Genomic DNA, 24,207 nt, shown 5'->3' on the forward strand with positions numbered 1-24,207 from the left:
GTCAGACCAGGGGCTTCACCGACATCAGCAGATGCCGGTGGGTCGGCTCCGGGGCGTCGGTGAGGAGGGCCCGCTGGCCGGGGCCGAGGAGGTGGAAGCGGACCTCCGGGGCGTCCAGGGAGCTCAGCGCGTCCAGGAGGTAGCCCGGGTTGAAGGCGACGGTCATGGACCCCGTCCCGGTCCCGGTATCGGTCCCCGTCCCGGTCCCGGTCCCTGTCCCGGCGAAGGAGCCGGGGAGGTGCTGGGAGGCCACGTCGTCCTCGTACCCCGCCTGGAGGTGGACTCCCGAGGGGGTGAAGGTCAGCTGGACCGGGCTGTCGCCCTCGGCGACCACCGCGACCCGTCTGACGGCCTCGGTCAGCGGCGCCCGCTCCGTGACCGCGAGGGTGTGCTCCCCGAGGGCGAAGAGCTTGTCGTGGCGGGGGAGCCGTCCGTCGAGCAGCCGGGTGGTGGTGCGCATGCCGCCGCTCTCGAAGCCGATCGAGCCGGAGTCGAGCGCGAGACGGGCGGGGCCGGTCCCGGCCAGGGAGCGGGCGATCTCGGTCAGCCGGCGGGCCGGGACGACCACGTCGGCGGACCCGGCGGACCCGGCGGCTTCGGCCGACTGCTCGGCCGCCGCCGTGCCCCTCCCGGCGTCGGGGTGCCACTCCAGGGAGCGGACCGCGTAGCGGTAGCGGTCGGTGGCCGCCACCGTCATGGTCGTGCCGTCCAGGGCGAGCCGTATCCCGGTCAGGACCGGCAGGGAGTCGTCCCGGCCCGCGGCCACCGCCACCTGGCCGACGGCCGTGGCGAACGCGTCCCCGTCCACCAGGCCCCGGACCTCGGGCAGCGCGGGCGGGGCCGGGTAGTCGTCTACGGGCAGCAGCGAGAGGCCGAAACGGGCGTCTCCCGAGGTCACCGTGAGGCGGGCGCCCTCCACGGCGAGCTCCGGGCGACCGCGCGGCAGCACCTTGCAGATGTCGAGGAGCCGGCGTCCCAGCACCAGGGCCCGGCCCTCGACGAGGGTGTCGGCCTCGACCTCGATGCGGGCGGAGGCCTCGTGGTCGAGGCCGGAGACCCGCAGCCGGCCCTCCGCCGCTTCCAGGAGCAGCCCGCCGAGGACGGGCATCGGAGAGCGGGCCGGGAGCACGCGCGCGGCCCAGGCCACGGCGTCCGTCAACACGTCGCCGTCGATACGGAATTCCATGCCGACGACGCTAGCGACCGCCACTGACAACGGCGTTGACCAGCAGGTTCCGGCCGCGTCCACGATCAGGCGATGACGTTCGGCTCGTTCGCGCTCTCGGCGCTGCTGCTGTGAGGACCTGATTGATTTCTAGCACTGCTAGACAAGAGAGCGCTGATAGGTCTAGCGTGGTGCTATCAGTCCTAGCGCCGCTAGATTCACTCCCTGGGGGAACCATGAAGCAGTACCGCGCCGCCACCGTCCTGTCCGTCCTCCTCGGCCTCGCCTGCCTCTGGTTCGGCATCAACTTCCTGTTCGCCCCGGAGACCGCCGCCGCCGGCTTCGGCATCCCCTCCTGGCCCGAGGGCGACGCCGCCGGATACTTCGCGCTCAAGGCCGTCCGCGACCTCGCCAACGGCGCGATCGTGCTCACCCTGCTCGCCCTCGGCAAGCGCCGCCCGCTGGCCTGGGTGATGCTGCTCCTCGCGATCGTCCCCTTCGGCGACGCCCTCGCCGTCCTCGCCCACGGAGGCGGCTACGCCGAGGCGCTCGGCATCCACGCGGCGACCGGCGTCGTGGTCCTCCTCACCGCCGGTCTGCTCTTCGCGACGTCCCGGGACGGAGCCGGGACGAACTCGGCCGCGCGGGAAGGGAATCGCGCCCTCCACCGTTCTACGGTCTGATCACGTCCACGGTCTGATCACGCAACGGCACGCAGGGGAGAGAGTGCGATGAGCGACGTCCGCGTCCACGGCACGGTGGAGCCCGGATTCGAGTCCGTACGTGAGGTGTTCGCGGAGATCGCCGCGAACGAGGCCCGCGACGGAGGCGCCCAGCTCGCCGTCCACCACCACGGCCGCCTCGTCGTCGACCTCTGGGGCGGTGACGGGGTCGACGGGGACTCCCTGCTCGGGCTCTACTCCTCCTCCAAGGGTGTCATGGCACTGGTCACCGCCCTCCTCGTCCAGGAGGGCGAGCTCGACCCGGACCGCGAAGTCTCCTCCTGGTGGCCCGAGTTCGCCGCCGAGGGCAAGGGGGCGATCACCCTCCGGCAGCTGCTCGCCCACCGCTCCGGAGTGATCGGCGCCGACGGCGGCCTCTCGCCGGAAGAGCTCGCCGACGACCGCCTGATCGCCGCCCGCCTCGCCGGGCAGCGCCCCTACTGGGAGCCCGACACCGGCCACGGCTACCACGCCCTGGTCATCGGCGCCCTCGTCGGCGAGGTGGTCCTGCGGGCCACCGGCCGGACGGTCCAGGAGCTGTACGAGGAGCGGGTCCGCGCCCCGTACGGCATCGACTACCACCTCGGCCTGCCCGAGGAACTGGAGCCGCGCTTCCGTACGGCCCTGCCGATGCTGCCCACCCCCGCCGAGCAGGCGCTCCTCGCGGAGAACCCGATCGCCCCGGACAGCCTCATGGCCATCGCGTTCAACTTCCACGCCGACCCGCCCTTCGACATCGTCGGCTACGCCAACTCCCGTGCGGTACGCGAGCGGGCGCCGCTCTCCGGCGGCGGCATCGGCTCCGCGCGCGGCCTCTCGCGGATGTACGCGACGATCGCGGGCGAGCTCGACGGCCGCCCCCCGCTCCTCGCGCCCGACACCCTTGCCGAGGTCGCCCGGATCCACTCGGCCGGCACGGACCTGGTGACGGGGGCGGAGAACGCCTTCGGGCTCGGCTTCGTCCCGCTGGCCACCCGCCACCCGTCCCTGAGCCCGGCCGCCGTCGGCCACAGCGGCGCCCCCGGCTCCCAGGCCTTCGCCGATCCGGCGACCGGCCTGGCCTACAGCTACGCCCGCCGCCGCTTCGCCTTCGCCGGAGGCCCGGGCGCCGCCGAGAACGACCGTCTGGTCCCGGCCGTCGTCGAGGCGGCGGCGAAGGCGGGCTGACCGGCCCCGCGCGAACGCCGAGCGCCCGCCTTCCGCTGCTGCGGAGGGCGGGCGCGCTCGTGTGGCCGGTTGGTCGGGCGGCGGACCGGGTTGGTCAGGCGGCTGACCGGTCGATCAGGCGGCGGCCTTGATCGCGGAGATGTCGAAGTTCAGCTTGACCTTGTCGCTGACCATCACGCCACCGGTCTCCAGGGCCGCGTTCCAGGTCAGGCCCCACGCGGAGCGCAGGATCTCGGCCGAGCCCTCGAAGCCGACGCGCTCGTTGCCGTAGACGTCGGTGGCCGTCCCGTTGAACTCCAGGTCGATGGCGAGCGGCTTCGTGACGTCCTTGATCGTCAGGTCGCCGGTGACCCGGTACTTGTCGCCGCCCAGCTGCTCGGCCTGCGTGGAGCGGAAGCTCATCAGCGGGAACTGCTCGGCGTCGAAGAAGTCGCCGCTGCGCAGGTGGCCGTCGCGGTCGCCGATGCCCGTGTCGATGGAGGCGATCTGGACGTCGATCGAGGCGGAGGAGGCGCCCGGGTTCGAGCCGTCCAGCTTCAGCGCGCCCTCGTGCTCGGCGAAGGTGCCGCGGACGTTCGTGACCATCGCGTGGCGGACGGTGAAGCCGATGCTGCTGTGGGCCGGGTCGATGGTGTAGTCGCCGGTCAGGGCGGCCAGGGCCGGGTCGACGGGGAGGGTGGCGGTGGCGACGGCGGACTCGTTGCTCTTGCGGGTGAAGAGACCCATGACTGACAGCTCCTTGATCGGCGTTTGTTGAACCTTCAACGAGAATGACTGTAGACCCATTCCGTTCAACTTTCAACATCTGTGGAAGATGTTCACCCGGGCGGCGCCGAAAGACGGCCGACGCCCTCTATCGGACGCGCGTAGAACTGCGGCACCATCTCCCTGCGCCACCGGATTCCCCGGCTCCACCCGCGCCACCGGATTCACCCGCACCAGCCGCTCCACCGGCTTCACCCGCGCCACCGGCACCACCTGCACCGCCGTCCCCAACCGTCACGGTCACCAGCAGGAGGCACTCCCGATGAAGCTCCGCTCCGTCCTCACCGCCCTGGCCCTCGTCCTCGGGGCGCTCTTCGCGCCCGGCGTCGGCGTCCTCACCGCCGCCGGCGAGGCCCACGCGGTCACCAAGATCAGCCACGCCACCGCGACCTCGATGTTCAGCTCCTCCGGCATCACCTGGTCGTCGTCCGGCAACTGCTCCAACCGGTACAACTCGACCTGCACGTCCTTCGAGCAGCTCAACCTCGCCACCGCCCAGGGCGCCCAGACCCTCAGGAGCGCCAGCGGCTGCGCCCTCAACATCACCGGCGGCACCGAGACCGGGCACGCGAGCGGCACGTACTCGCACTGGAACGGCTACAAGCTCGACTTCAGCAAGTACACCTGCCTCGGCAACTACATCAAGAACACCTTCACCTACATCGGTCTGCGTGGTGACGGAGCCCCGCAGTGGAGGTCCGGCGCGGGCAACGTCTACGCCGACGAGGGCAACCACTGGGACGTGACCTTCTACAACTGCGGCGGCTGCTGACCCCCGCCGACCCCCGCCCTACAACTGCGGCGGCTGCTGACCCCCGCCGACCCCCGCCGTACCCCAAGAAGCCCCCTTCGGACGTCACTTGGACTAACCGAAGGGGGTTCTTGGACTGGAGGGGCCCTCAGTGCGCGATCTCGTTGACGGTGCCGCGGGGACGGGGGCCAACTAGTGCGCATGCCCCTCCCCCCTTCGCGAAGGATCCGTGCGGCCTGCGCGCTCGCCGCCGCTTCATCCGCCGTGTTCGCCCTGGCCGGGCCCGCCGTCGCCGAGCCCCGGGCGCGACTCGCCGAGGACGCCGCCACCGCCGCGGCCGTCATCGCCTCCCCGCAGCTCTCCGTCGCCGTCGCCGAGGACTTCCCCCGCGTCCTCTCGTACACCGACCGGGCCGGCGGCGCCCGCATCCTCGGCAGTACGGCCCCGGTCACGCAGGTCGTCCTCAACGGCACCGCCTACGCAGTCCAGGCCAAGGGCGCCCCCGTCCTGACCGCCGCCACCGCCGCGTACACCCTCGCCTTCCCCACCCTCCCCGGCGTCGAGATCGACGCGAGCCTGAGCGTCGAGGGCCGGACCACCACCTTCCGGGTCACCGCCGTCCGCGACACCGAGGCCTTCCGCGTCGGCACGCTCGACATACCCGGCCACGACCTCGTCTCCGTGGGGTCCGCGGACGGCGGGGCCGCCACCGCCTTCACCCGGCTCGACCCGGACTCCACCCGTACCGCCGACGTCTTCGCCCAGGTCACCGCGGGCACCCCGGCGGAGACCGCACCTGTCGGCGCGAGCTACGCGATCGTCAACACCGGACAGCTGGCCGCAGCCGTCGAGTCGAACTCCAGCTACGACAAGCCCTCCGGCGCCTCCGCCCGCGACGGCGCCCGCTTCTGGCACCAGGCCCGTACGCACACCTCGGCGACCGGCCCCGAGACCCGCGTCGGCGTCTGGTCCGGCCAGTGGACCTACCGTGGCGCCGGCGCCCCGCTGCCCGAGAGCGGCGACGGCCTGCCCTGGGCCAAGGTCGTCGTCACCCCCGACGCCAACGCCGACGGCACCACCGACTGGCAGGACGGTGCCCTCGCCTTCCGTACGATCGGGATCAAGGCCCCCGGCAGCGAGCAGACCCCCGACCGGGTGGTCGCCCACATCCCGTTCAACTTCGCCTCGCAGGCCACCCACCCCTTCCTGCGGACCCTCGACGACGTCAAGCGGATCTCGCTCGCCACCGACGGGCTCGGCCAGTTCGCCCTGCTCAAGGGGTACGGCTCCGAGGGCCACGACTCGGCGCACCCCGACTACGGCGGCAACTACAACAAGCGCGCCGGCGGCCTCGCCGACCTCAACACCCTCCTCAGGGAGGGCAAGAAGTGGGGCGCGGGCTTCGGCGTCCACGTCAACGCCACCGAGTCGTACCCCGAGGCGAGGAACTTCAGCGAGACCCTCGTCGACAGGACCAAGCCCGGCTGGAACTGGCTCAACCAGAGCTACTACATCGACCAGCGCCGGGACATCAACAGCGGCGACCTCGCCCGCCGCTTCCAGCAGCTCCGCGACGAGACCGACCCCAACCTCTCCGCGCTCTACATCGACGTCTACTCCACGCACGGCTGGATCGCCGACAAGACGGTCCAGGCCGTCCAGAAGCAGGGCTGGAACATCGCCACCGAGTGGTCCGAGAAGTTCGAGCGGGCCTCCCTCTGGTCCCACTGGGCCAACGACCTCGACTACGGCGGCGCCACCAACAAGGGCCTCAACTCCCAGATCGTCCGCTTCATCCGCAACGGCGAGAAGGACGTCTGGAACAACCATCCGGTCCTCGGCCAGACCGCGCTCGTCGACTTCGAGGGCTGGACGGGCGAGACCGACTGGAACGACTTCACCGCCAACATCTGGCAGCGCAACCTGCCCGCCAAGTACCTCCAGCAGCACCGGATCACCCGCTGGAACGGCAACGACATCACCTTCACCGACGGGGTCCGCGGCACCGTCGAGAACGGCCGCCGCACCTTCCACGAGAACGGCCGCAAGGTCCTCGACGGCGAGAACTACCTCCTTCCCTGGGACGCCGACGGCGACGCCGGCGGCGGCCGGAAGCTCTACCACTACAACAAGGCCGGCGGCACGAGCAGTTGGGCCGTCCCCGCGGGCGCCGGCTCGTACTCCGTGTACAAGCTCACCGACAACGGCCGCGTGAAGACCGCGACCGTGCGGCCCACCGGCGGGAAGATCACCCTGGACGCCGTCGCCGGGCAGCCCTACGTCCTGTACCCCGACCGCGCGCCCGCCCGGACCGCCCCGAAGTGGGGCCAGGGCACCCCGGTCAAGGACCCCGGCTTCAACGACGCCAAGCTCGGCTCCTGGACCAAGGCGGGCACCGTCGCCCGTGACACCGACGCGCAGGGCCGCAACAGCGCGAAGCTCAGCGGCTCCGCCACCGCGTCCGTACGCCAGCGGATCACCGGCCTCACCCCGGGCGAGCGGTACACCGCCTCCGCCCTGATCGAGGTCGAGCCGGGGAAGACCCGCCCCACCACCCTCTCCGCCGGCGGCCGGACCGTCACCGTCGAGCGCTCCGCCCTCGACGACCGGGTCGCCGCGTCCGACTGGAACGGCACCCGCCTCCAGCGCGCCAAGGTCACCTTCACCGCCCCCGCCGACGGGTCCGCCCCGCTGCGGATCGAGGCCGCGAGCGGCAGTGCGGCGACCGTCCGGATCGACGACGTACGGATCGTGGCCAACGACCCGGCGACGAAGGCCGGAGCCGCCGTGTACGAGGACTTCGAAGCCGTCGACCAGGGCTGGGGCCCCTTCCTGAAGGGTGACTCCGGCGGCACGACCGACCCCCGCACCCACATCGCCCAGCTGCACGCCCCCTACACACAGGCGGGCTGGAACGGGAAGCCGATCGACGACGTCATCGGCGGCGCCGAGTCCCTCAAGTCGCACGACGAGAACAGCGGACTGGTCTACCGGACCGCGCCCTGGACCGTCCCGATGAAGGACGGGAACAGCTACCGCGTCGAGTACGACTACCAGTCCAGCCACGCCGGCGCGTACGAGTGGGTCACCGGCTACGACCGGACCAACGGCAACGGGCCGGCCGTCGAGACCCGCCGCACCCCGATCGGGCAGCAGCGGACCACCGGGCACTTCTCCGAGACCGTGACGGCCGGCTGCGGCGACACCTGGACCGGGCTCCGCAAGCGCGGCGACGCCCCCGACGGCGCCGACTTCGTCCTCGACTCCTTCACCGTCACCGACCTCGGCCCGGCCGCCGAGCGCGCCGCCTGCGGCACGCTCGCCCTCACCGCCCCGGAGACCCTGGAGCCGGGCCGCGCCAACGAGATCACGGCCGCCTTCAGCAACGACGAGGCCGCCGCGATCACCGGCGCCCGGGCCGCGCTCACCCTCCCCGAGGGCTGGACCGCCGAACCGGCGGCGCCCGTCGCCCTCGACACGGTCGCGGCGGGCGGCAGCACCACCGTCACCTGGCGGGTGACCCCGCCCGTGGACGCCGCCTACCGGCCCTACACCCTGGCCGCCGGGGTCACGTACGCCCTCGGGGGAGGCGAGCGGAAGCTCACCGCCGCCACCACCGTCCGCACCCTGCCCCCGCCGCCCACCGCCGACAGCTGGGCGAGCGACCTCGACTGGACCTCGGCCACCAACGGCTGGGGACCCGTCGAGCGCGACCTCTCCAACGGCGAGACGGGCACCGGAGACGGCTCCCCGCTGCGGATCGGGGGAGTGACGTACGCCAAGGGCCTCGGCAGCCACGCCCCCGCCAAGGTCCGCTACTACCTGGGCGGCCGCTGCACCTCCCTCACCGCGGAGGTCGGGGTGGACGACGTCCAGACCAGCCGCGGCACGGTCCGGTTCAGCGTCCTCGCGGACGGTACGGAGAAGGTGAAGTCCCCGGTCCTCGGGGCCACGGACACCGCCTGGTCGCTGACCGCCGACGTCACCGGCGCCTCCTACGTCGAGCTGGTCGTCGACGACGGGGGCGACGGCAACGGCAACGACCACGCGGACTGGGGGAACGCCCGCTTCCACTGCGGGAGCTGAGCACCCGGCACCGGACGGCAAGCGCTTACGGCCGGCCGGTGCCGTGCTCATTGATTGCGTCGGAAATCCGGTGTTACACCAGGCGGCGAACGGTCTCCACCACTTCCCCCGGGAGGCTCCCGTGCCCGTGCCCGTCCCCGCCTGGTCCCGCCGCACCTTCCTGATCACCGCGTCCGCCGCCTCCGCCGCCCTCGGACTCCCGCTCCCCCTCGCCCACGCGGCGGAGGCGGAGGGGGAGTTCGAGGCGCTACGGCTCCGCTGGCTCGACCTCCAGCTCGGCTCCGGCTTCGACGCCGGCGCCGAGCCCTACGCCTCGCGACTCGCCGAGACGGGCACACTGGCCCGTACCTTCCGGGCCTCCATGGCCCCCACGCCCACCACCCTCTGGCCCGGGGTCCCCTTCGACCCGCCGGCCGGCATCACCCAGAGCTACAGCCGCCTGTGGACCATGACCCAGGCGTACGCGCAGCCCGGCACCGGCCTCACCGGCGACACGAGCCTCCTCGCCGCCGTCCTGACCGGCCTCGACCACCTCTCCGCCACGGTCTACCGCGCGGGCGCCCCCCGCTACGGCAACTGGTGGGAGTGGCAGATCGGCAGCCCCCGCCTCCTCATGGACATCGTCGCCGCCCTCCACCCGCACCTCGGCGCCGAACGGATCGCCGCCGCCTGCGCCGCCGTCGACCACTTCGTCCCGGACTCGGTGCTCACGGAGTACAGCGGGACCTCCACCGGCGCCAACCGCGTCGACCTCTGCCGCTCGGTCGCCCTGCGCGGTGTCCTCGGCGCGGACCCCGCCAAGATCGCCCTCGCCCGCGACGCCCTCTCGCCCGTCTTCCCGTACGTCACCCAGGGCGACGGCCTCTACGCCGACGGCTCCTTCGTCCAGCACACCTGGGTCGCCTACTCGGGCACCTACGGACAGGTCATGCTCGACGGACTCGGCCGGCTCTTCTCGCTCCTCGCCGGGTCCACCTGGGCCGTCACCGACCCGAACCGGCAGATCGTCCTCGACAGCGTCGAGAAGGCCTACGCGCCCCTCATCTACGACGGCCTGATGATGGACAGCGTCAACGGCCGCGCCATCAGCCGGGGCCTCCTCAAGAACGACGACCGCCGGATCATGCGCTCCGACCACTTCCACGGTCAGGGCGTGATCGCGGCGATGGCGCTCCTGGCCGGCGGGGCCTCCGTCGCCGAGCGCGACCGGTGGCACGCGCGCGTGAAGGGGTGGATCAGGCGCGACACCGTCTCCCCGATCCTCGCCGCCCGCCAGTTCGGCGTCGCCGACCTCGCCCGGCTGCACGCGGTCGCCGCCGCACCCGTCCCCGCCGCCCCCGAACCCACCGGCCACCGGCTCTTCGCCGCCATGGACCGGGCCGTGCACCGCCGCCCCGGCTGGGCCGCCAACATCTCCATGGCCTCGAACCGGATCTCGTACTACGAGTGCGGCAACGGCGAGAACCCGCGCGGCTGGCACACCGGTGCCGGAATGCTCTCCTGGTGGACCCCGGACCTCGGGGACCAGTACACCGACTGGTTCTGGCCCACCGTCGACCCGTACCGCCTCCCCGGCACCACCGTCTCCACCAAGCGCCTCGCCGACCGGGCCGGCGGCGAGTGGGGAGCGCCCAAGCCGGCCGTACGGTGGGTGGGCGGAGCCACCGACGGCGAGTACGCGGCCGTCGGCCAGCACGTCAAGGGACTCGGCTCCACGCTGGAGGCCCGGAAGTCCTGGTTCTGCGCGGCGGACGCGGTCATCTGCCTCGGGGCGGGGATCACCGCGGCCGACGGGGTGCCCGTCGAGACCGTCGTCGACAACCGCCTCCTCGGCGAGAGCGGCGACCGGGCGTTCACCACCGGCGAGCGCTGGGCGCACCTGGACGGCCACGGCGGCTGGGTCTTCCCCGAGGGGGCCGGGAACCTCCGCACCCTCCTCGACGACCGCACCGGGGCCTGGAGCGACATCAACACCACCAGCTCTCCCGAGCGCCGCACCCGCCGGTACCGGACGCTCTGGCTGGACCACGGCACGGACCCGGCCGCCGCCTCGTACACGTACCTCCTGATGCCCGGCGCCTCCCGGCGCGGGATCGCGGCACGCGCCGCGGACCCGGAGTGGCTGCACGTTCTCGACAACACCGCCGAGCGTCAGGCGGTCGCCGTCCCGTCCCTCGGACTCACGGCCGCCAACTTCTGGCAGGCCGGTACGGTGGGCCGCCTCACGGTCACCGCCCCGGCGAGCGCCCTCGTCCGCAGGCGCCGCTCGGTGCTCGATCTGCGGGTCGCGGAACCGCCCCGCACGGGGCAGCCGCTGGAGCTCGTCTGGGACGGACCGGTGCGCCGGGTGCTCACCCACGACCCCTCGGTGGAGGTGCTCGCCACCGGGGCATCGCTCCGGCTGCGGATCACTCCCGGTGCCGGTGGCGCCACGCACCGTTGTGAAGTCCTCGTCTAGTCTTCTATGGAGACCCTACAAACACGAGGGGTGTTCGGCTGTTGACTCGGGCCGGGCGGGCGACGGTTCTGTCCGGCCCCACCAGGATTCGACACGGGAGACTGTACGGAGTCGACTGCGGGGTTTTCTTGTTGGATTCCATAGGGTCGGTACATGACCGTTGTGGACCAGATCCCGAGCGAGCCCGCTGACGCCCGTGGCCGAGTGGCCGAGCTGCACGTCCTGCGCGAGCAGGCTCTCCGTGGCCCGAGTGACCGCGCCACCGAGGCCCAGCACGCGAAGGGCAAGCTGACCGCGCGCGAGCGCATCGAGCTGCTGCTCGACCCTGGTTCCTTCAACGAGGTCGAGCAGTTGCGGCGGCATCGGGCGACGGGGTTCGGCCTGGAGGCGAAGAAGCCGTACACCGATGGTGTGATCACGGGTTGGGGCACGGTCGAGGGCCGGACGGTCTTCGTGTACGCGCACGACTTCCGGATCTTCGGTGGCGCGCTGGGTGAGGCGCACGCGACGAAGATCCACAAGATCATGGACATGGCGATCGCGGCGGGTGCTCCGCTTGTCTCGCTGAACGACGGCGCGGGCGCCCGTATCCAGGAGGGTGTCTCCGCGCTCGCCGGTTACGGCGGGATCTTCCAGCGCAACACCAGGGCCTCGGGTGTCATCCCGCAGATCTCGGTGATGCTCGGCCCGTGCGCCGGCGGCGCGGCCTACTCCCCGGCGCTGACCGACTTCGTCTTCATGGTCCGTGAGACCTCGCAGATGTTCATCACCGGTCCGGACGTCGTCAAGGCGGTCACCGGCGAGGAGATCACCCAGAACGGCCTCGGCGGCGCCGACGTGCACGCCGGGACCAGCGGGGTGGCGCACTTCGCGTACGACGACGAGGAGACCTGCATCGCGGAGGTCCGCTACCTGCTGTCGATGCTCCCGCAGAACAACCGCGAGAACCCGCCGGCCGTCGCCTCCGAGGACCCGGCCGACCGCCGCTCCGAGGTCCTCCTGGACCTGGTCCCGGCCGACGGCAACCGCCCCTACGACATGCACAAGGTCATCGAGGAGCTCGTCGACGACGGCGACTACCTGGAGATCCACGAGCGCTGGGCCCGCAACATCATCTGCGCGCTGGCCCGGCTCGACGGCCAGGTCGTCGGCATCGTCGCCAACCAGCCCCAGTCGCTGGCCGGTGTCCTGGACATCGAGGCCTCCGAGAAGGCCGCCCGCTTCGTGCAGATGTGCGACGCCTTCAACATCCCGATCATCACTCTTCTGGACGTCCCCGGCTTCCTGCCCGGCGTCGACCAGGAGCACGGTGGAATCATCCGCCACGGCGCGAAGCTGCTGTACGCGTACTGCAACGCGACCGTGCCCCGGATCAGCCTGATCCTGCGCAAGGCGTACGGCGGCGCTTACATCGTCATGGACTCCCAGTCCATCGGCGCCGACCTGACGTACGCCTGGCCCACCAACGAAATCGCGGTCATGGGCGCCGAGGGCGCCGCCAACGTGATCTTCCGCAAGCAGATCGCCGACGCCGAGGACCCCGAGGCCATGCGCACCCGCATGGTCAAGGAGTACAAGGCCGAACTGATGCACCCGTACTACGCGGCGGAGCGAGGCCTGGTCGACGACGTCATCGACCCCACCGACACCCGCCAGGTGCTCATCCGGTCCCTCGCGATGCTCCGCACCAAGCACGCCGACCTGCCGTCCCGCAAGCACGGCAACCCGCCTCAGTAAGAGGAGCCATTCACGTGAGCACCCCTGCCAATCTTCTCCGTGTCGAGAAGGGCCACGCCGATCCCGAGGAGCTCGCCGCCATAACGGCGGTCCTGCTCGCCCGCGCGTCCGCCCGCCCCGATGAGGACGCGGCGGCGCACGACGGCCGCTCCACGGCCGGCTGGCGCCGCCTGGAGCGCCAGTCGGGCTTCCGCCCCTCCCACTCCTGGCAGGGCTGACCCCCGCCGCACCGAAGGCCCCCGCTCCGTCCAGGAGCGGGGGCCTTCGGCGTACCGGCGTACCGGTGTACCCGTACCGGCGTACCGGTACACCTCAACCGAGAACGGAGGCCCCGCGCACCGACCGGTGCGCGGGGCCTCCGCGAGAATTCTTACCGACGTCCGTCGGGACTACCGCAGGCGGGCCATGAGGGCGTGCTCGACGAGGGTGATGAGCGCGCTCTTGGCGTCCGCGCGGTGGCGGGCGTCGGTGATGATGATGGGGGTGTCGGGGCCGATCTGGAGCGCTTCGCGGACTTCCTCGGGCTGGTAGGGCTGGTGTCCGTCGAAGCCGTTGAGGGCGATGACGAACGGCAGGCCGCTGTTCTCGAAGTAGTCGACCGCGGGGAAGCAGTCGGCGAGGCGCCGGGTGTCGACGAGGACGACGGCGCCGATGGCGCCGCGGACGAGGTCGTCCCACATGAACCAGAAGCGGTCCTGACCGGGGGTACCGAAGAGGTACAGGATCAGGTCCTGGTCCAGGGTGATGCGGCCGAAGTCCATGGCGACAGTCGTCGTCGTCTTGTCGCCGGTGTGCGTGAGGTCGTCGATGCCTGCGGAAGCAGACGTCATGACGGCCTCGGTACGCAGCGGGTTGATCTCCGAGACGGCGCCGACGAACGTGGTCTTGCCCACGCCGAAGCCGCCCGCCACCACGATCTTCGCGCTGGTGGTTGAGCGGGCTGCACCGCCGCTAGAGCTTGCGAAGTCCACTGAGCACCCTTTCGAGCAGTGTCACGGCTGGCTGGCCGCCGGCGGCTTCGTCGCCGCCTGGCTGGTGGATGGCGACGAGTCCGGCCTCCGCCAGGTCGGCGACGAGGATTCGGGCGACGCCGAGGGGAATGGAGAGCAGGGCCGAGATCTCGGCGACCGACTTGATCTCGATGCACAGCTGGCAGATCCGCTGGTGCTCGGGCAACTGCCCCTGCAGCCTGGCCAGATCGGCCGTGGTGCTGACCAGCGCCTCGATGGCGAGCTGGTAGCGCGGCCGGGTCCGGCCGCCGGTCATCGCGTACGGACGTACGAGCGGGTTGTGCCCGCCCGTACCACCGCCGGACGAGGAGCGCGAGGAGCTCGGCGAACCCGCGGGCGTGTGCTGGCCCTGCGGCTGCTGCCGGTAGGGCTGCGAAACACCCTGTCTGCTCGGGGCGGAGGGAAAGTTGAACCGGTTCTGCGCGGTGTCGCCCAGCGGCGCCTGGTGCGCGTCATATCCGTTGTAGTGGCTTGCGCCCGGGGGTGTTCCCACGTCTCCTCCTCCGACTGCCTCGCGGTCCATGTCCCTTGGAACCGCGCCACCGCACCTTACGGTGCGGTGACGTGAAACGCACTGTCTGTCTGTTAGTTGAGAAGACTTCCCTGAAGCTCCGCCCGGAGGTCAGGAGTGAGGACGGAGCCCGCGCGGTCCACGAGCAGGGCCATCTCGTAGCCCACGAGGCCGATGTCGGCCTCCGGGTGGGCGAGCACGGCCAGCGAGGAGCCGTCCGAGACCGACATGATGAAGAGGAAGCCGCGCTCCATCTCCACCACGGTCTGGTTGACCGCACCACCCTCGAAGATCCGGGACGCGCCCGCGGTCAGCGAGGTCAGTCCGGAGGCGACGGCCGCCAGCTGGTCGGCTCGGTCACGAGGGAAACCCTCGGACATCGCCAGCAGGAGTCCGTCGGCGGAGACCACCACGGTGTGGGACACCCCGGGGGTGTTGTCCACGAAGTTGGTGATCAACCAGTTCAGATTCTGCGCCGCCTGGCTCATGCTCACACTAACGCTCCTGGTTGTAGGTACTGCCCGGGCCGAGGCCCGATCCGTTCGTGTCCGTTCCCGCGTTGCGTCCCTGCTGGACGCCGCGGCGCAGGTTGCTCAACCTGCCCCGTACGTCCTCGGGTGCGCGGGAGACCTGGGGGCCGCCCTGCGGGGTCTGCTCCGCCGTGCCCTCGACCAGGTTGGCCTTCGGGACCCGTCGGGGAAGACCGGACGAGGTGACCCCGCCCGCCTTCGGGTCCTTGAGCTTCCCGGCCCGCTGCCAGCGCTCGTCGTTGGTCGAGCGCCAGGCCTCGGAGCCTTCGGCTTCGTTCTGCGCCTGCTCTACCGACCCCGCCGGCTGCTCGGCCTGCGTCGGCTGCGGGGCCTGTGCGGGCTGCTGCGCCTGTGCCGGCGGTGCCTGTCGCGGCGCCTGCTGCGTCTGCGGGGCGACGCTGCCGCGGCGCGGCAGACCTGCGTCGGTCAGCGCGTGGCCGGCGTCCGGAGCGGGGTTCGGAGTGGGACCCGGACGGTCGAAGCCTACGCGGTCGGGGGCCTGTTCGGGAGCGCTCGGAGCAGATTCCGATTCCGCTCCGTACTGCTGTCCGTAGCCGCCCTGGTAAGCGCTCTGATCCTGCCACTCTCCCTGGTGGGCGTGGGGATCGAACGCGTTGCCGTACTGCTGGTGTTCGGTTTCCGCAGTCTCGTACGAGGCTTCCGCATAGCCGGTCTGCGGGTACGTCTCGTAGCCCTGCTGCGGGTAGCCGTCGGCGTATTCCCGGCCGTACTCCTGCGGGGGCTGCTGCACGTAATCCTGCTGGGGCTGCGCGTACTCCTGCGCGTGCTCCTGCGCCGGGGCGTACTCGCCCGCGTACTCCTGGCCGTACGCCTCGGGCTGCGCGTACTCCTGGCCCTGGCCGTACTCCTGCGGGGCCTGGTCGTACCCCTGCGCGGCCGGCTCCGACTCGTCGCGGAAGAGCGGGCGGTCGCCGCCCTGCGCCTGGGTGCCCAGGGTCGCGCGCCGTCCCTCGCGGTTCAGCGAGCGGTTGACCGGGTCGAGCGACTGCTCACCGTCGCCCTGCTCCTCGTAGCGCGAGTCGTCGAAGCCGAGGTCGGCCGCGGTCAGCATCGCCTGCGGGGCCGGGGCCTCGAAGATGTTCGGCTGCTGCTGCCGGGGAATGATCTGCGAGACGGTGAAGTCGTCGTGGACCGGCTGCTCGCCGCCACCGCCGTGCGTGATCGCGTCCGGCAGCATGACGAGCGAGGTCGTCCCGGCCTGCTCGCCCGAGGGGCGCAGCTGGACCCGGATGCCGTGCCGGTCGGCGAGGCGGCCGACCACGAAGAGGCCCATGCGCTGCGAGACGGCGGCGTCCACGGTCGGCGGGTTGGCCAGCTTGTGGTTGATGTCCGCGAAGTCCTCGGCGGTCAGGCCGATGCCCTTGTCGTGGATCTCGACCATCACGCGGCCGTCGGGGAGACGGGTCGCGGTGACGCGCACCTTGGTCTGCGGGGAGGAGAACGTGGTGGCGTTCTCCAGGAGCTCGGCGAGCAGGTGGACGAGGTCGGTCACGGCCTGGCCGTGGATCTCGGCCTCGGGCACGCCGGCCAGCTCGATGCGCTCGTACTGCTCCACCTCGGAGGAGGCGGCGCGCATGACGTCGACCAGCGGGACCGGCTGGTCCCAGCGGCGGCCCGGCTCCTCGCCGGCGAGGACGAGGAGGTTCTCGCCGTTGCGGCGCATACGGGTCGCCAGGTGGTCCAGCTTGAAGAGGTTCTCCAGCTGGTCCGGGTCGGCCTCGTTGTTCTCCAGGTCGGTGATGAGGGTCAGCTGGCCCTCGATCAGCGACTGGTTGCGGCGCGAGAGGTTGGTGAAGATCGCGTTGACGTTGCCCCGGAGCATGGCCTGCTCGGCGGCGAGCCGGACGGCCTCGCGGTGGACCTGGTCGAAGGCGCGGGCGACCTCGCCGATCTCGTCCTGCGAGTCGATCGGGATCGGCTGGACGCGGGTGTCGACCCGGCCGGGCTCGGTACGGGACAGCTGGTCGACGAGCATCGGCAGGCGCTGCTCGGCGATGCCGAAGGCGGCGGTGCGCAGCTGCTGCATCGAGCGGCTCATCTGGCGGGCCATCATCCCGGCGAGGATGAAGGCGGCGAGCAGGGCGATGACGACGATGGCGCCGTTGACCCAGGCGTCCGTCTTGGCCTCGTCGGAGATCTTGACGGCCTCGGCCACGGCCTTGTCGACGAGCGACTTCTCGGCCTCGGAGTAGCCCTCGAACTTGGCGGTGGCGATGGCCATCCAGGTCTCGGCGGTGATGCCCTGGGCCTTCAGGGCCGCCAGGGCCTCGGGGTCCTTGGCGGTACCGATCGCGGAGGCGGCGCCGGAGTAGACGGAGCCGTCCTTGCCCTTGGGCAGCTCGACGTCGGCGGCCTGCATCTGCTTCGCGCCCTCGGCGGCCTTGCCGGCCATGATCTTCTTGAGGAGCTCGACGTCCTCGGGCATACCGCCGGAGCTGTACTCGCCGAGGGCGATCTGCTCCAGGTAGTTGTACGAGTTGAAGGCCACGGACTGCTGGGCGAAGACCGCTTCCTGGCGGCTGGGCCGGACCAGGAGCTGGGTGCCGATCGAGCGCTGGAGCGACTCGGCGCCCTTGGCGAGCTGGACGGCGTAGACGCTGCGGCCGTACGCGGTGACGTTGCCGGTGCCGAGGCCGAGCTCGTTGGAGAACTCGGTGAGGTAGTGCTGGACGCCGGTGTACCCGAGCTGGGTGTTCACCGGGTCGAGGGAGCGGCTGTACGCGGCCTTGCGCAGCGCCTCGAGCTTCGGCTCCTCGTCCCTGAAGAGCCGCAGACGGCGCTCCAGGCCCTGCCCCGAGGGAAGGTTCTTGGCCGCCTCGTCGAACTTGAGGCGGGCGGCGTCGGTCGCGGCGTACGCCTGCGTGACGTCGTCGCTCTTGCGGTCCTCGGGGGTCTTCGCGGCGAGCAGCGGAGCGGCGGTGAGGTCACGCTCGTTCAGCAGGGCGGTGCTGTACTCCGAGGCGGCCCGCACGATGAGCGCCGTCTTCTCGGCGTCCTGCGCCTCCTGCCAGGTGTCGATCGACCCCTTGACCTGGAAGCCGCCCATGACGAGGCCGACCAGCACGGGTATGAGGAGGATCGCGTTCAGTCGGGTGGGTACCCGCCAGTTCCGCGGCGACAGCTTGCTGGAGCTGCCCGGAGCGGCCGCGGTCGGCGGCGGCGTCACGGGCACGTCCGCAGGCGACACGGCTGTGCGCGACGGCGGGGTGAAGTTGCCCCGCGTCTCCTGCTCCGCGGAGCTTTCCTTGCTGCGCCTCACTCGACCAACAACCTCTCGGCGTCGGCACCTACGTTGTGCCGGTGTTTCGTTCAGGGCCGTACTACTCGGGAGTTCATGAATTGCAGCACGTGAAGGGGTTCCGTTCCAAACAGTGGGACGGAACCGCTTTTCGCGGTCCGGACCGCGAATAAAACGGGCATAAAGAGCGAGCCCCGCCAAATGGCGGGGCTCATGTGAGCGCAGTGACACCGATTGGATGCGTCGGGTGTCCGAGGCGCCCCAATTCTCTGTCGAAACGTTATGAACACGAGGGCGGCCGTGTCGAAGGACACAGACCGCCCCCAGGCAGGGGCATATGACAGACGCACGGGTCCGTGCGCTGGTCGACGGGCCGGTCGGGTTCCCCCGGTCCGCTACTTCAGGCGGGCCATGAGGGCGTGCTCGACGAGGGTGATGAGCGCGCTCTTGGCGTCCGCGCGGTGGCGGGCGTCGGTGATGATGATGGGGGTGTCGGGGCCGATCTGGAGCGCTTCGCGGACTTCCTCGGGCTGGTAGGGCTGGTGTCCGTCGAAGCCGTTGAGGGCGATGACGAACGGCAGGCCGCTGTTCTCGAAGTAGTCGACCGCGGGGAAGCAGTCGGCGAGGCGCCGGGTGTCGACGAGGACGACGGCGCCGATGGCGCCGCGGACGAGGTCGTCCCACATGAACCAGAAGCGGTCCTGACCGGGGGTACCGAAGAGGTACAGGATCAGGTCCTGGTCCAGGGTGATACGACCGAAGTCCATCGCCACCGTGGTGGTGGTCTTGCCCCCGGTGTGGGTCAGGTCGTCGATCCCCGCCGAGGCGGAGGTCATGACGGCCTCGGTACGCAGCGGGTTGATCTCCGATACGGCGCCGACGAACGTGGTCTTGCCCACGCCGAAGCCACCCGCCACGACGATCTTGGCGCTGGTGGTCGACCGGCCCTGAGAGCCGGTACCGCCGCTAGAGCTTGCGAAGTCCACTGAGCACCCTTTCGAGCAGTGTCACGTCCGGCGTGCCGCCGGTCTCTCCGTTGCCCGGCTGGTGGATCGCCACCATGCCGGCCTCCGCCAGGTCGGCGACGAGGATCCGGGCGACACCGAGCGGCATCGACAGCAGCGCCGACACCTCGGCCACCGACTTGACCTCACGGCACAGGTGGCAGATGCGCTGGTGCTCGGGCAGCAGCGTGGCGAGGTGCGCCGGGTCGGCCGTGGTGCTGACCAGCGCCTCGATGGCGAGCTGGTAGCGCGGCCGGGTCCGGCCGCCGGTCATCGCGTACGGACGCACCAGCGGCTGGTCGCCCTCGTATCCGTACTCGTCGACTGAGGCGCCGTACGGATCGTGAGAGGCGGGGGGCGGGGTCATGAATCCTCCGGGCGTGACAGCGAACTTCCGCCGTCTGATGGGGCCGGTGGGGGGCCGGGTGGGGCGGCCGGACGATGAACGTGCCAGGGCGGTACGGAGGGGCGTACCGCCCTGTCGGTCGGTCGATGCGTGATGGGGGTCCGTGACCGATGGGTGGACCGGCTAGTGGAGCAGGCTGCCCTGGAGCTCCGCGCGGAGATCAGGGGTGAGTACGCTGCCGGCCCGGTCGACCAGCAGCGCCATCTCGTAGCCCACGAGGCCGATGTCGCACTCGGGGTGCGCGAGTACGGCCAGCGAGGAGCCGTCCGAGACGGACATGAGGAAGAGGAAGCCGCGCTCCATCTCCACCACGGTCTGAGCGACAGGACCGCCCTCGAAGATCCGGGACGCGCCCGCGGTCAGCGAGGTCAGTCCGGATGCGACCGCCGCCAGCTGGTCGGCGCGGTCGCGGGGGAATCCTTCGGACATGGCCAGCAGGAGTCCGTCGGCGGAGACCACCACTGTGTGGGACACCCCAGGGGTGTTGTCCACGAAGTTGGTGATCAACCAGTTCAGATTCTGCGCCGCCTGGCTCATCGCGTTCACTAACGCTCCTGCTGGTGGTTCGGACCGAGGTGGTGGTTACCCGTGGTCGAGTTACCCGCCTGTCGGCCCTGCTGGATGCCGCGGCGCAGATTTGTCAGCCGGCCGCGGACGTCGTCGGGTGCACGCGAGACCTGGGGGCCGGCCGTGTGGGCCTGCTCCTGTGCGGTCCCGGGTACGAGGTTGGCCTTCGGCACACGCCGAGGAAGGCCGGAGGTGGTGACGCCGCCGGCAGCGGGCTTGCGCACCCGCTCCGCCTGACGCACCAACTCGTCGTTGGGCGAGGTCCGCCAGGCGGCCCCGCCGTTCTGCCGGCCGTCACCGGCGCCGGCACCGGCCGGGCCTCCGGCCGGACGCTGCTCCGCCGGAGCGGGGGCCTGCGGCGCGGCCGGGGCCTGCGCCTGCTGCGCGGCCTCCCGCTGCGCCTGCTCCTGGTGGAACCAGTTGGTCTCCAGCGTGTCGTACAGCGGGGTACGACCGTCGCCCGAACCGGCCGGCGGCAGTGCCTCCGGACGGCGGGGCTGCTGGAGCTGGGGCTGACGCGGCTGCGGGGCCTGCCCCTCGGCCGGGCGCGGGGCACCGAAGTCGCCACCGCCGCTCCGCTGCCTCGGGGCCGGCGCCTGCGGGGCCTGCTGCGGGGCCTGCTGGGCCTGCGGTACGTAGGGCTGCCGGCCGTACTGCTGCTGCTGGCCGCCCTGGTAGGCCTGGGGCTGCTGGCCCTGCTGCGGCTGCTGGCCCTGCTGGGGCTGCTGCGGGGCGCCGAAGTCGGGGCGCGGGAACTGGCCCGTGGAGCCGGGACCCTGCGGGGCACCGAAGTCGGGACGCGGGAACTGCGCCGTCGACGCCGGGTCCTGCACACCGCCCGGGTACGCCTGGATCTGCGGGGCCTGCGGCTGCTGCTGGCCCTGCTGGCCCTGCTGCGGGGCACCGAAGTCGGGGCGCGGGAACTGGCCCGTGGAACCGGGGCCCTGAGGGGCCGCCGGAGCCGCGTACCGGCCCGTCGTCTCCGGGTCCTCGTGACCGCGCGGCGCGTCCAGCGGGGACATCTCCTGCTGCGGGCGCCGAACCGGCTGCTGCGCCGGGTCGTTGCCCCAGCTCGCGGCCTGCGGGCGCTGCTGCTGCGGGTTGCCGCCGGGCAGCTCGGCGCGCGGGAAGCCGTACCCGCCGGGCTGGTCGCCCTGCGGGGCCTGCTGCGGAGCCTGCGACTGAGGGGCCTGGGACTGCGGAGCGTGCTGCGGAGCGCCGGGTCCGGCCTGCGGGGCACCCTGGTTGCCCCACACGTCCGTACGGGACGGGATGGCGCTCGCCGCACCACCGATCAGACCGCCGGTGCCGGGGCCCGGACGCAGCGGGTCCTGCTGCTGCGGGGCCGGGGGGACCTGCGGCAGCTGCCCGGTCTGGTCCAGCTGGGCGTTCTGCGGCTGCGCGGTACGGGACGGCTGGGGGCCACCCGTGAGCGGGGCGCCGTCGCGGCCGGGCAGCGCGGCCCGCGGACCGCTCGTACCGACCTGACCGCGCGCGGCACCGGCACCGGCACCGAGCCGGCCGGCCGCCGACGAGGGGGCACCGCCCGGAACGCCGGGCCGTCCGCCGCCGGGGCCACCGGCCGCGCCGGGACCGCCGGGGACGCGGCCGCCGGGGGCGGAGGCACCCGGGGGCATCGCACCCTGGCCACCGGCGCCCGGCTTGGGCGTGGGCTTCTTGTTGCCCTGGGCGACGTCCACCGGAAGCATGACGAGCGCCGTCGTGCCGCCCGAGTCGGAGGGGCGCAGCTGGATGCGGATGCCGTGTCGCAGGGACAGGCGGCCGACCACGAACAGACCCATGCGTCGGGAGACCGAGACGTCCACCACGGGCGGCGAGGCGAGCCGCTCGTTGATCGCGGCGAGGTCCTCGGGGGAGAGGCCGATGCCGGTGTCGTGGATCTCGACGAGCACCCGGCCGTCGGGCAGCGCGTGACCGGTGACCCGGACCTTGGTCTGGGGGGAGGAGAACGAGGTGGCGTTCTCCAGCAGCTCGGCGAGGAGGTGCACGAGGTCGTTGACGACCCGGCCGGCGACCTCGGTCGCCGGGACCGCGGCCAGCTCGATGCGCTCGTACTGCTCCACCTCGGAGGCGGCGGCACGGAGCACGTCGACCAGCGGGACCGGGCGGGTCCAGCGACGGCCCGGCTCCTCACCGGCGAGGACGAGGAGGTTCTCGCCGTTCCGGCGCATACGGGTCGCGAGGTGGTCCAGCTTGAACAGCGAGGAGAGCTGGTCGGGGTCGGCCTCGCGGGACTCCAGCTCGGAGATGAGCGAGAGCTGACGCTGGATGAGGCCCTGGGAACGGCGCGAGAGGTTGGTGAACATCGCGTTGACGTTGCCCCGGAGGAGGGCCTGCTCGGCGGCGAGGCGGACGGCCTCGCGGTGCACGTCGTCGAAGGCCGCGGCCACCTGGCCGATCTCGTCCCGGGAGTGCACACCGACGGACTCGACGGAGGTGTCGACGTCCTGCGGGTCCGACTCGGAGAGCTGCTTGACGAGCTCGGGCAGCCGGTCCTGGGCGACCTTGGTCGCGGTGTCCTGGAGCCGGCGCAGCGAGCGGATCATCGACCGGGCCACGACGAAGGCGCCGATGAGCGAGACGCCGAGGACGAGGAGGATCAGGGCACCGTTGATGATGGCGTCGCGCTGCGCCTCCTGGCGCAGCTCACGGGCCATCGACTCCATGTCGCCGAGCAGACCGCGCTCGATGCGGTTCATGGCGGTGATCTTGGTGCCGTACTCGTCGGTGAAGTTGAGGTGACCGCGCTTGGTGCCGCCGGGCATCGCCTCGTCCGACTTCAGCACGCGCTCCGCGTACTTGTCGGCGGCGGTGATCGACGGGTCACCGGAGTTCAGCGACTCGGTCCGCTCGGTGGCGTCACCACCGGCCGACTCGTAGATCGCCTGGAAGGACTTGAGCTCGACGCCCTCGGAGTTGAGCGCGGCCTCGCCGTAGAGGCGGTCACCCTGCTGGATCCGACCGGCGGTCTTGTCGCTCGCGGGGAGCGCGGCGGCGATGATCGCCTGCTGGATGGAGGCGTACTCCTTGGCGGACGAGAAGGCGGCGAGCGCCCGGGTCCGCTTGATCATCTCGGGGTTACTGGTCGCCTGCGCCATGTCCTGGGACAGGCTCAGCAGCGAGCGGATGAGACGGCTGTACGCCTCGACCGTCACCGAGTGGGCGACGCCCTTCTCGTAGGCGTTGCCGCGGATCGTGTTGAGCTGGATGACCTGGGAGGCGATCTGGCTGACGTTCTGCCGGATGCTCCGCAGCGCCTCGTCGCCCTCGGTGCTCGGGATCTCCTCGGTGGCGTCGAGGAAGGCCTTGTACTCGCGGTCGGTCCGCTTGCGCGGGTTGGAGACCTGGTAGTCGCTGACGGGCCTGCCGTTGGCCAGCGGACCGGCGGAGAGGTCACGCTCGGCCTGGAGGGCCTGGGCGAGGTCGGTCGCCTCACGGGTCAGCTTGGTCAGCAGCTGCATGTGGTCGAGCTGCTCGATGTCCTGGAGCGACTCGCTGATACGGATGCCGCCCAGGGTGGTCGCCGCGACCACCGGGAGGGTGAGCAGCGCGACCAGACGCGTGGAGATGCGCCAGTTGCGCAGGGCTATTCGCGGGCCGACCTCGTTCTCGGCCCTGGCCTTGGGGGGAGCCGCGGTGGGCTCGGCGGGTGCGGCCTTGACGCTCGCGCGCCTGCCGTCACCGCCGTCGCCGGACGGTCCCTGACCCTGGTTGGGGGTGTGCGAGGCCGAGGGACCGCGGTCGGTCCCGGCACGCGGTTCCTGCTCCGCCGGAGCTTCGGCTCGGCCCTGACGGGCCTGGGGAGACCCCGAGCCATCCCTCTTGAAACGTCCCTGCACTAGCGTCGCAACCTCTGGACCAGGCGTCCTTCCGGGTGAACGGAGAGGACGGTGTCGGCGTTTTTGGGACGCGTGGTGCGCCCCAGGGTGGTCGTCGGTGACCGGCGCAGATCCCCCTTCCCCGCCACTTGCCCGGCGCTGTGTGCGCCTCCTGCGCGCCGGCTTGAAACCCGCGGCGGTGCGTGGAATTCCAGCACAGTGCCGGATCT

General features: G+C 71.7%; 17 protein-coding genes. 7 read left to right on the forward strand and 10 right to left on the reverse strand.

The genetic code is table 11. The annotated features are described in order from the left end of the window. Position 1: 1 nt before the first annotated feature. Positions 2-1,186: a DNA polymerase III subunit beta gene (gene dnaN / locus OG361_RS28125; RefSeq protein WP_405857900.1), complete on the reverse strand. Its 1,185-nt coding sequence runs from the start codon at positions 1,184-1,186 to the stop codon at positions 2-4. Between the two features lie 215 nt (positions 1,187-1,401). On the opposite strand from dnaN, the gene OG361_RS28130 reads away from it, so the two are divergent. Continuing rightward, positions 1,402-1,848, forward strand: coding sequence for a DUF4267 domain-containing protein (locus OG361_RS28130; RefSeq protein ID WP_405857902.1), 447 nt, complete (start codon positions 1,402-1,404; stop codon positions 1,846-1,848). Between the two features lie 48 nt (positions 1,849-1,896). After that, positions 1,897-3,054: a serine hydrolase domain-containing protein gene (locus OG361_RS28135; protein WP_405857904.1), complete on the forward strand. Its 1,158-nt coding sequence runs from the start codon at positions 1,897-1,899 to the stop codon at positions 3,052-3,054. A gap of 114 nt (positions 3,055-3,168) precedes the next feature. On the opposite strand, the gene OG361_RS28140 is transcribed toward OG361_RS28135, so the two are convergent. Next, positions 3,169-3,780, reverse strand: a complete 612-nt coding sequence (locus tag OG361_RS28140) for a YceI family protein (protein WP_405857906.1) — start codon at positions 3,778-3,780, stop codon at positions 3,169-3,171. A gap of 301 nt (positions 3,781-4,081) precedes the next feature. On the opposite strand from OG361_RS28140, the gene OG361_RS28145 reads away from it, so the two are divergent. The 5 genes from OG361_RS28145 to OG361_RS28165 all read left to right on the forward strand — a co-directional run bounded on the left by OG361_RS28145 (position 4,082) and on the right by OG361_RS28165 (position 13,069). Further along, a complete protein-coding gene (locus OG361_RS28145) occupies positions 4,082-4,591 on the forward strand; it encodes a hypothetical protein (RefSeq protein WP_384570961.1) in 510 nt (169 codons plus the stop codon). 180 nt (positions 4,592-4,771) lie between these two features. Further along, positions 4,772-8,656, forward strand: a complete 3,885-nt coding sequence (locus tag OG361_RS28150) for an endo-alpha-N-acetylgalactosaminidase family protein (RefSeq protein ID WP_405857908.1) — start codon at positions 4,772-4,774, stop codon at positions 8,654-8,656. Positions 8,657-8,783: 127 nt separating this feature from the next. Continuing rightward, positions 8,784-11,114 carry a polysaccharide lyase 8 family protein gene (locus tag OG361_RS28155; protein ID WP_405862474.1) on the forward strand — a complete coding sequence of 777 codons (2,331 nt, stop codon included), beginning with the start codon at positions 8,784-8,786 and terminating at the stop codon, positions 11,112-11,114. Positions 11,115-11,267: 153 nt separating this feature from the next. Then, on the forward strand, positions 11,268-12,851 hold the full coding sequence (locus tag OG361_RS28160) for an acyl-CoA carboxylase subunit beta (RefSeq protein WP_405857910.1): 1,584 nt from the start codon (positions 11,268-11,270) through the stop codon (positions 12,849-12,851). A 14-nt stretch (positions 12,852-12,865) separates the two neighbouring features. Then, positions 12,866-13,069: an acyl-CoA carboxylase subunit epsilon gene (locus OG361_RS28165; RefSeq protein ID WP_405857912.1), complete on the forward strand. Its 204-nt coding sequence runs from the start codon at positions 12,866-12,868 to the stop codon at positions 13,067-13,069. A gap of 171 nt (positions 13,070-13,240) precedes the next feature. Here the strand turns inward: OG361_RS28165 and OG361_RS28170 are convergent, their stop codons facing one another. From OG361_RS28170 to OG361_RS28205, 8 genes are all read right to left on the reverse strand, one after another. Beyond that, the gene (locus tag OG361_RS28170; protein ID WP_024756258.1) at positions 13,241-13,822 is read right to left on the reverse strand and encodes an ATP/GTP-binding protein; all 582 of its coding nucleotides are present in this window, start codon (positions 13,820-13,822) and stop codon (positions 13,241-13,243) included. Continuing rightward, positions 13,803-14,354, reverse strand: a complete 552-nt coding sequence (locus tag OG361_RS28175) for a DUF742 domain-containing protein (RefSeq protein WP_384573805.1) — start codon at positions 14,352-14,354, stop codon at positions 13,803-13,805. Before OG361_RS28175 ends, OG361_RS28170 begins: the two co-directional genes overlap by 20 nt. A gap of 92 nt (positions 14,355-14,446) precedes the next feature. Next, positions 14,447-14,860, reverse strand: coding sequence for a roadblock/LC7 domain-containing protein (locus OG361_RS28180; RefSeq protein ID WP_053725133.1), 414 nt, complete (start codon positions 14,858-14,860; stop codon positions 14,447-14,449). Positions 14,861-14,867: 7 nt separating this feature from the next. Next, a complete protein-coding gene (locus OG361_RS28185) occupies positions 14,868-18,182 on the reverse strand; it encodes a nitrate- and nitrite sensing domain-containing protein (protein WP_405857914.1) in 3,315 nt (1,104 codons plus the stop codon). A gap of 374 nt (positions 18,183-18,556) precedes the next feature. Continuing rightward, complete coding sequence (locus OG361_RS28190; RefSeq protein ID WP_384573799.1) at positions 18,557-19,147, reverse strand: ATP/GTP-binding protein; 591 nt, start codon at positions 19,145-19,147, stop codon at positions 18,557-18,559. After that, on the reverse strand, positions 19,128-19,532 hold the full coding sequence (locus OG361_RS28195; protein ID WP_024756254.1) for a DUF742 domain-containing protein: 405 nt from the start codon (positions 19,530-19,532) through the stop codon (positions 19,128-19,130). The genes OG361_RS28190 and OG361_RS28195 overlap by 20 nt, the downstream gene beginning before the upstream one ends. Positions 19,533-19,694: 162 nt before the next feature. Further along, a complete protein-coding gene (locus tag OG361_RS28200; protein ID WP_030496942.1) occupies positions 19,695-20,108 on the reverse strand; it encodes a roadblock/LC7 domain-containing protein in 414 nt (137 codons plus the stop codon). A gap of 8 nt (positions 20,109-20,116) precedes the next feature. Beyond that, a complete protein-coding gene (locus OG361_RS28205; RefSeq protein ID WP_405857917.1) occupies positions 20,117-23,998 on the reverse strand; it encodes a nitrate- and nitrite sensing domain-containing protein in 3,882 nt (1,293 codons plus the stop codon). Positions 23,999-24,207: the final 209 nt, after the last annotated feature.

The sequence above is a fragment of the Streptomyces sp. NBC_00090 genome, assembly GCF_045160815.1.
GTDB lineage: Bacteria > Actinomycetota > Actinomycetes > Streptomycetales > Streptomycetaceae > Streptomyces.

What these genes read in the sequence shown, in the direction of transcription:
- dnaN (WP_405857900.1), bottom strand. Translation starts at nt 1,186, where the DNA reads ATGGAATTCCGTATCGACGGCGACGTGTTGACGGACGCCGTGGCCTGG.
- OG361_RS28130 (WP_405857902.1), top strand. Translation starts at nt 1,402, where the DNA reads ATGAAGCAGTACCGCGCCGCCACCGTCCTGTCCGTCCTCCTCGGCCTC.
- OG361_RS28135 (WP_405857904.1), top strand. Translation starts at nt 1,897, where the DNA reads ATGAGCGACGTCCGCGTCCACGGCACGGTGGAGCCCGGATTCGAGTCC.
- OG361_RS28140 (WP_405857906.1), bottom strand. Translation starts at nt 3,780, where the DNA reads ATGGGTCTCTTCACCCGCAAGAGCAACGAGTCCGCCGTCGCCACCGCC.
- OG361_RS28145 (WP_384570961.1), top strand. Translation starts at nt 4,082, where the DNA reads ATGAAGCTCCGCTCCGTCCTCACCGCCCTGGCCCTCGTCCTCGGGGCG.
- OG361_RS28150 (WP_405857908.1), top strand. Translation starts at nt 4,772, where the DNA reads ATGCCCCTCCCCCCTTCGCGAAGGATCCGTGCGGCCTGCGCGCTCGCC.
- OG361_RS28160 (WP_405857910.1), top strand. Translation starts at nt 11,268, where the DNA reads ATGACCGTTGTGGACCAGATCCCGAGCGAGCCCGCTGACGCCCGTGGC.
- OG361_RS28180 (WP_053725133.1), bottom strand. Translation starts at nt 14,860, where the DNA reads ATGAGCCAGGCGGCGCAGAATCTGAACTGGTTGATCACCAACTTCGTG.
- OG361_RS28195 (WP_024756254.1), bottom strand. Translation starts at nt 19,532, where the DNA reads ATGACCCCGCCCCCCGCCTCTCACGATCCGTACGGCGCCTCAGTCGAC.
- OG361_RS28200 (WP_030496942.1), bottom strand. Translation starts at nt 20,108, where the DNA reads ATGAGCCAGGCGGCGCAGAATCTGAACTGGTTGATCACCAACTTCGTG.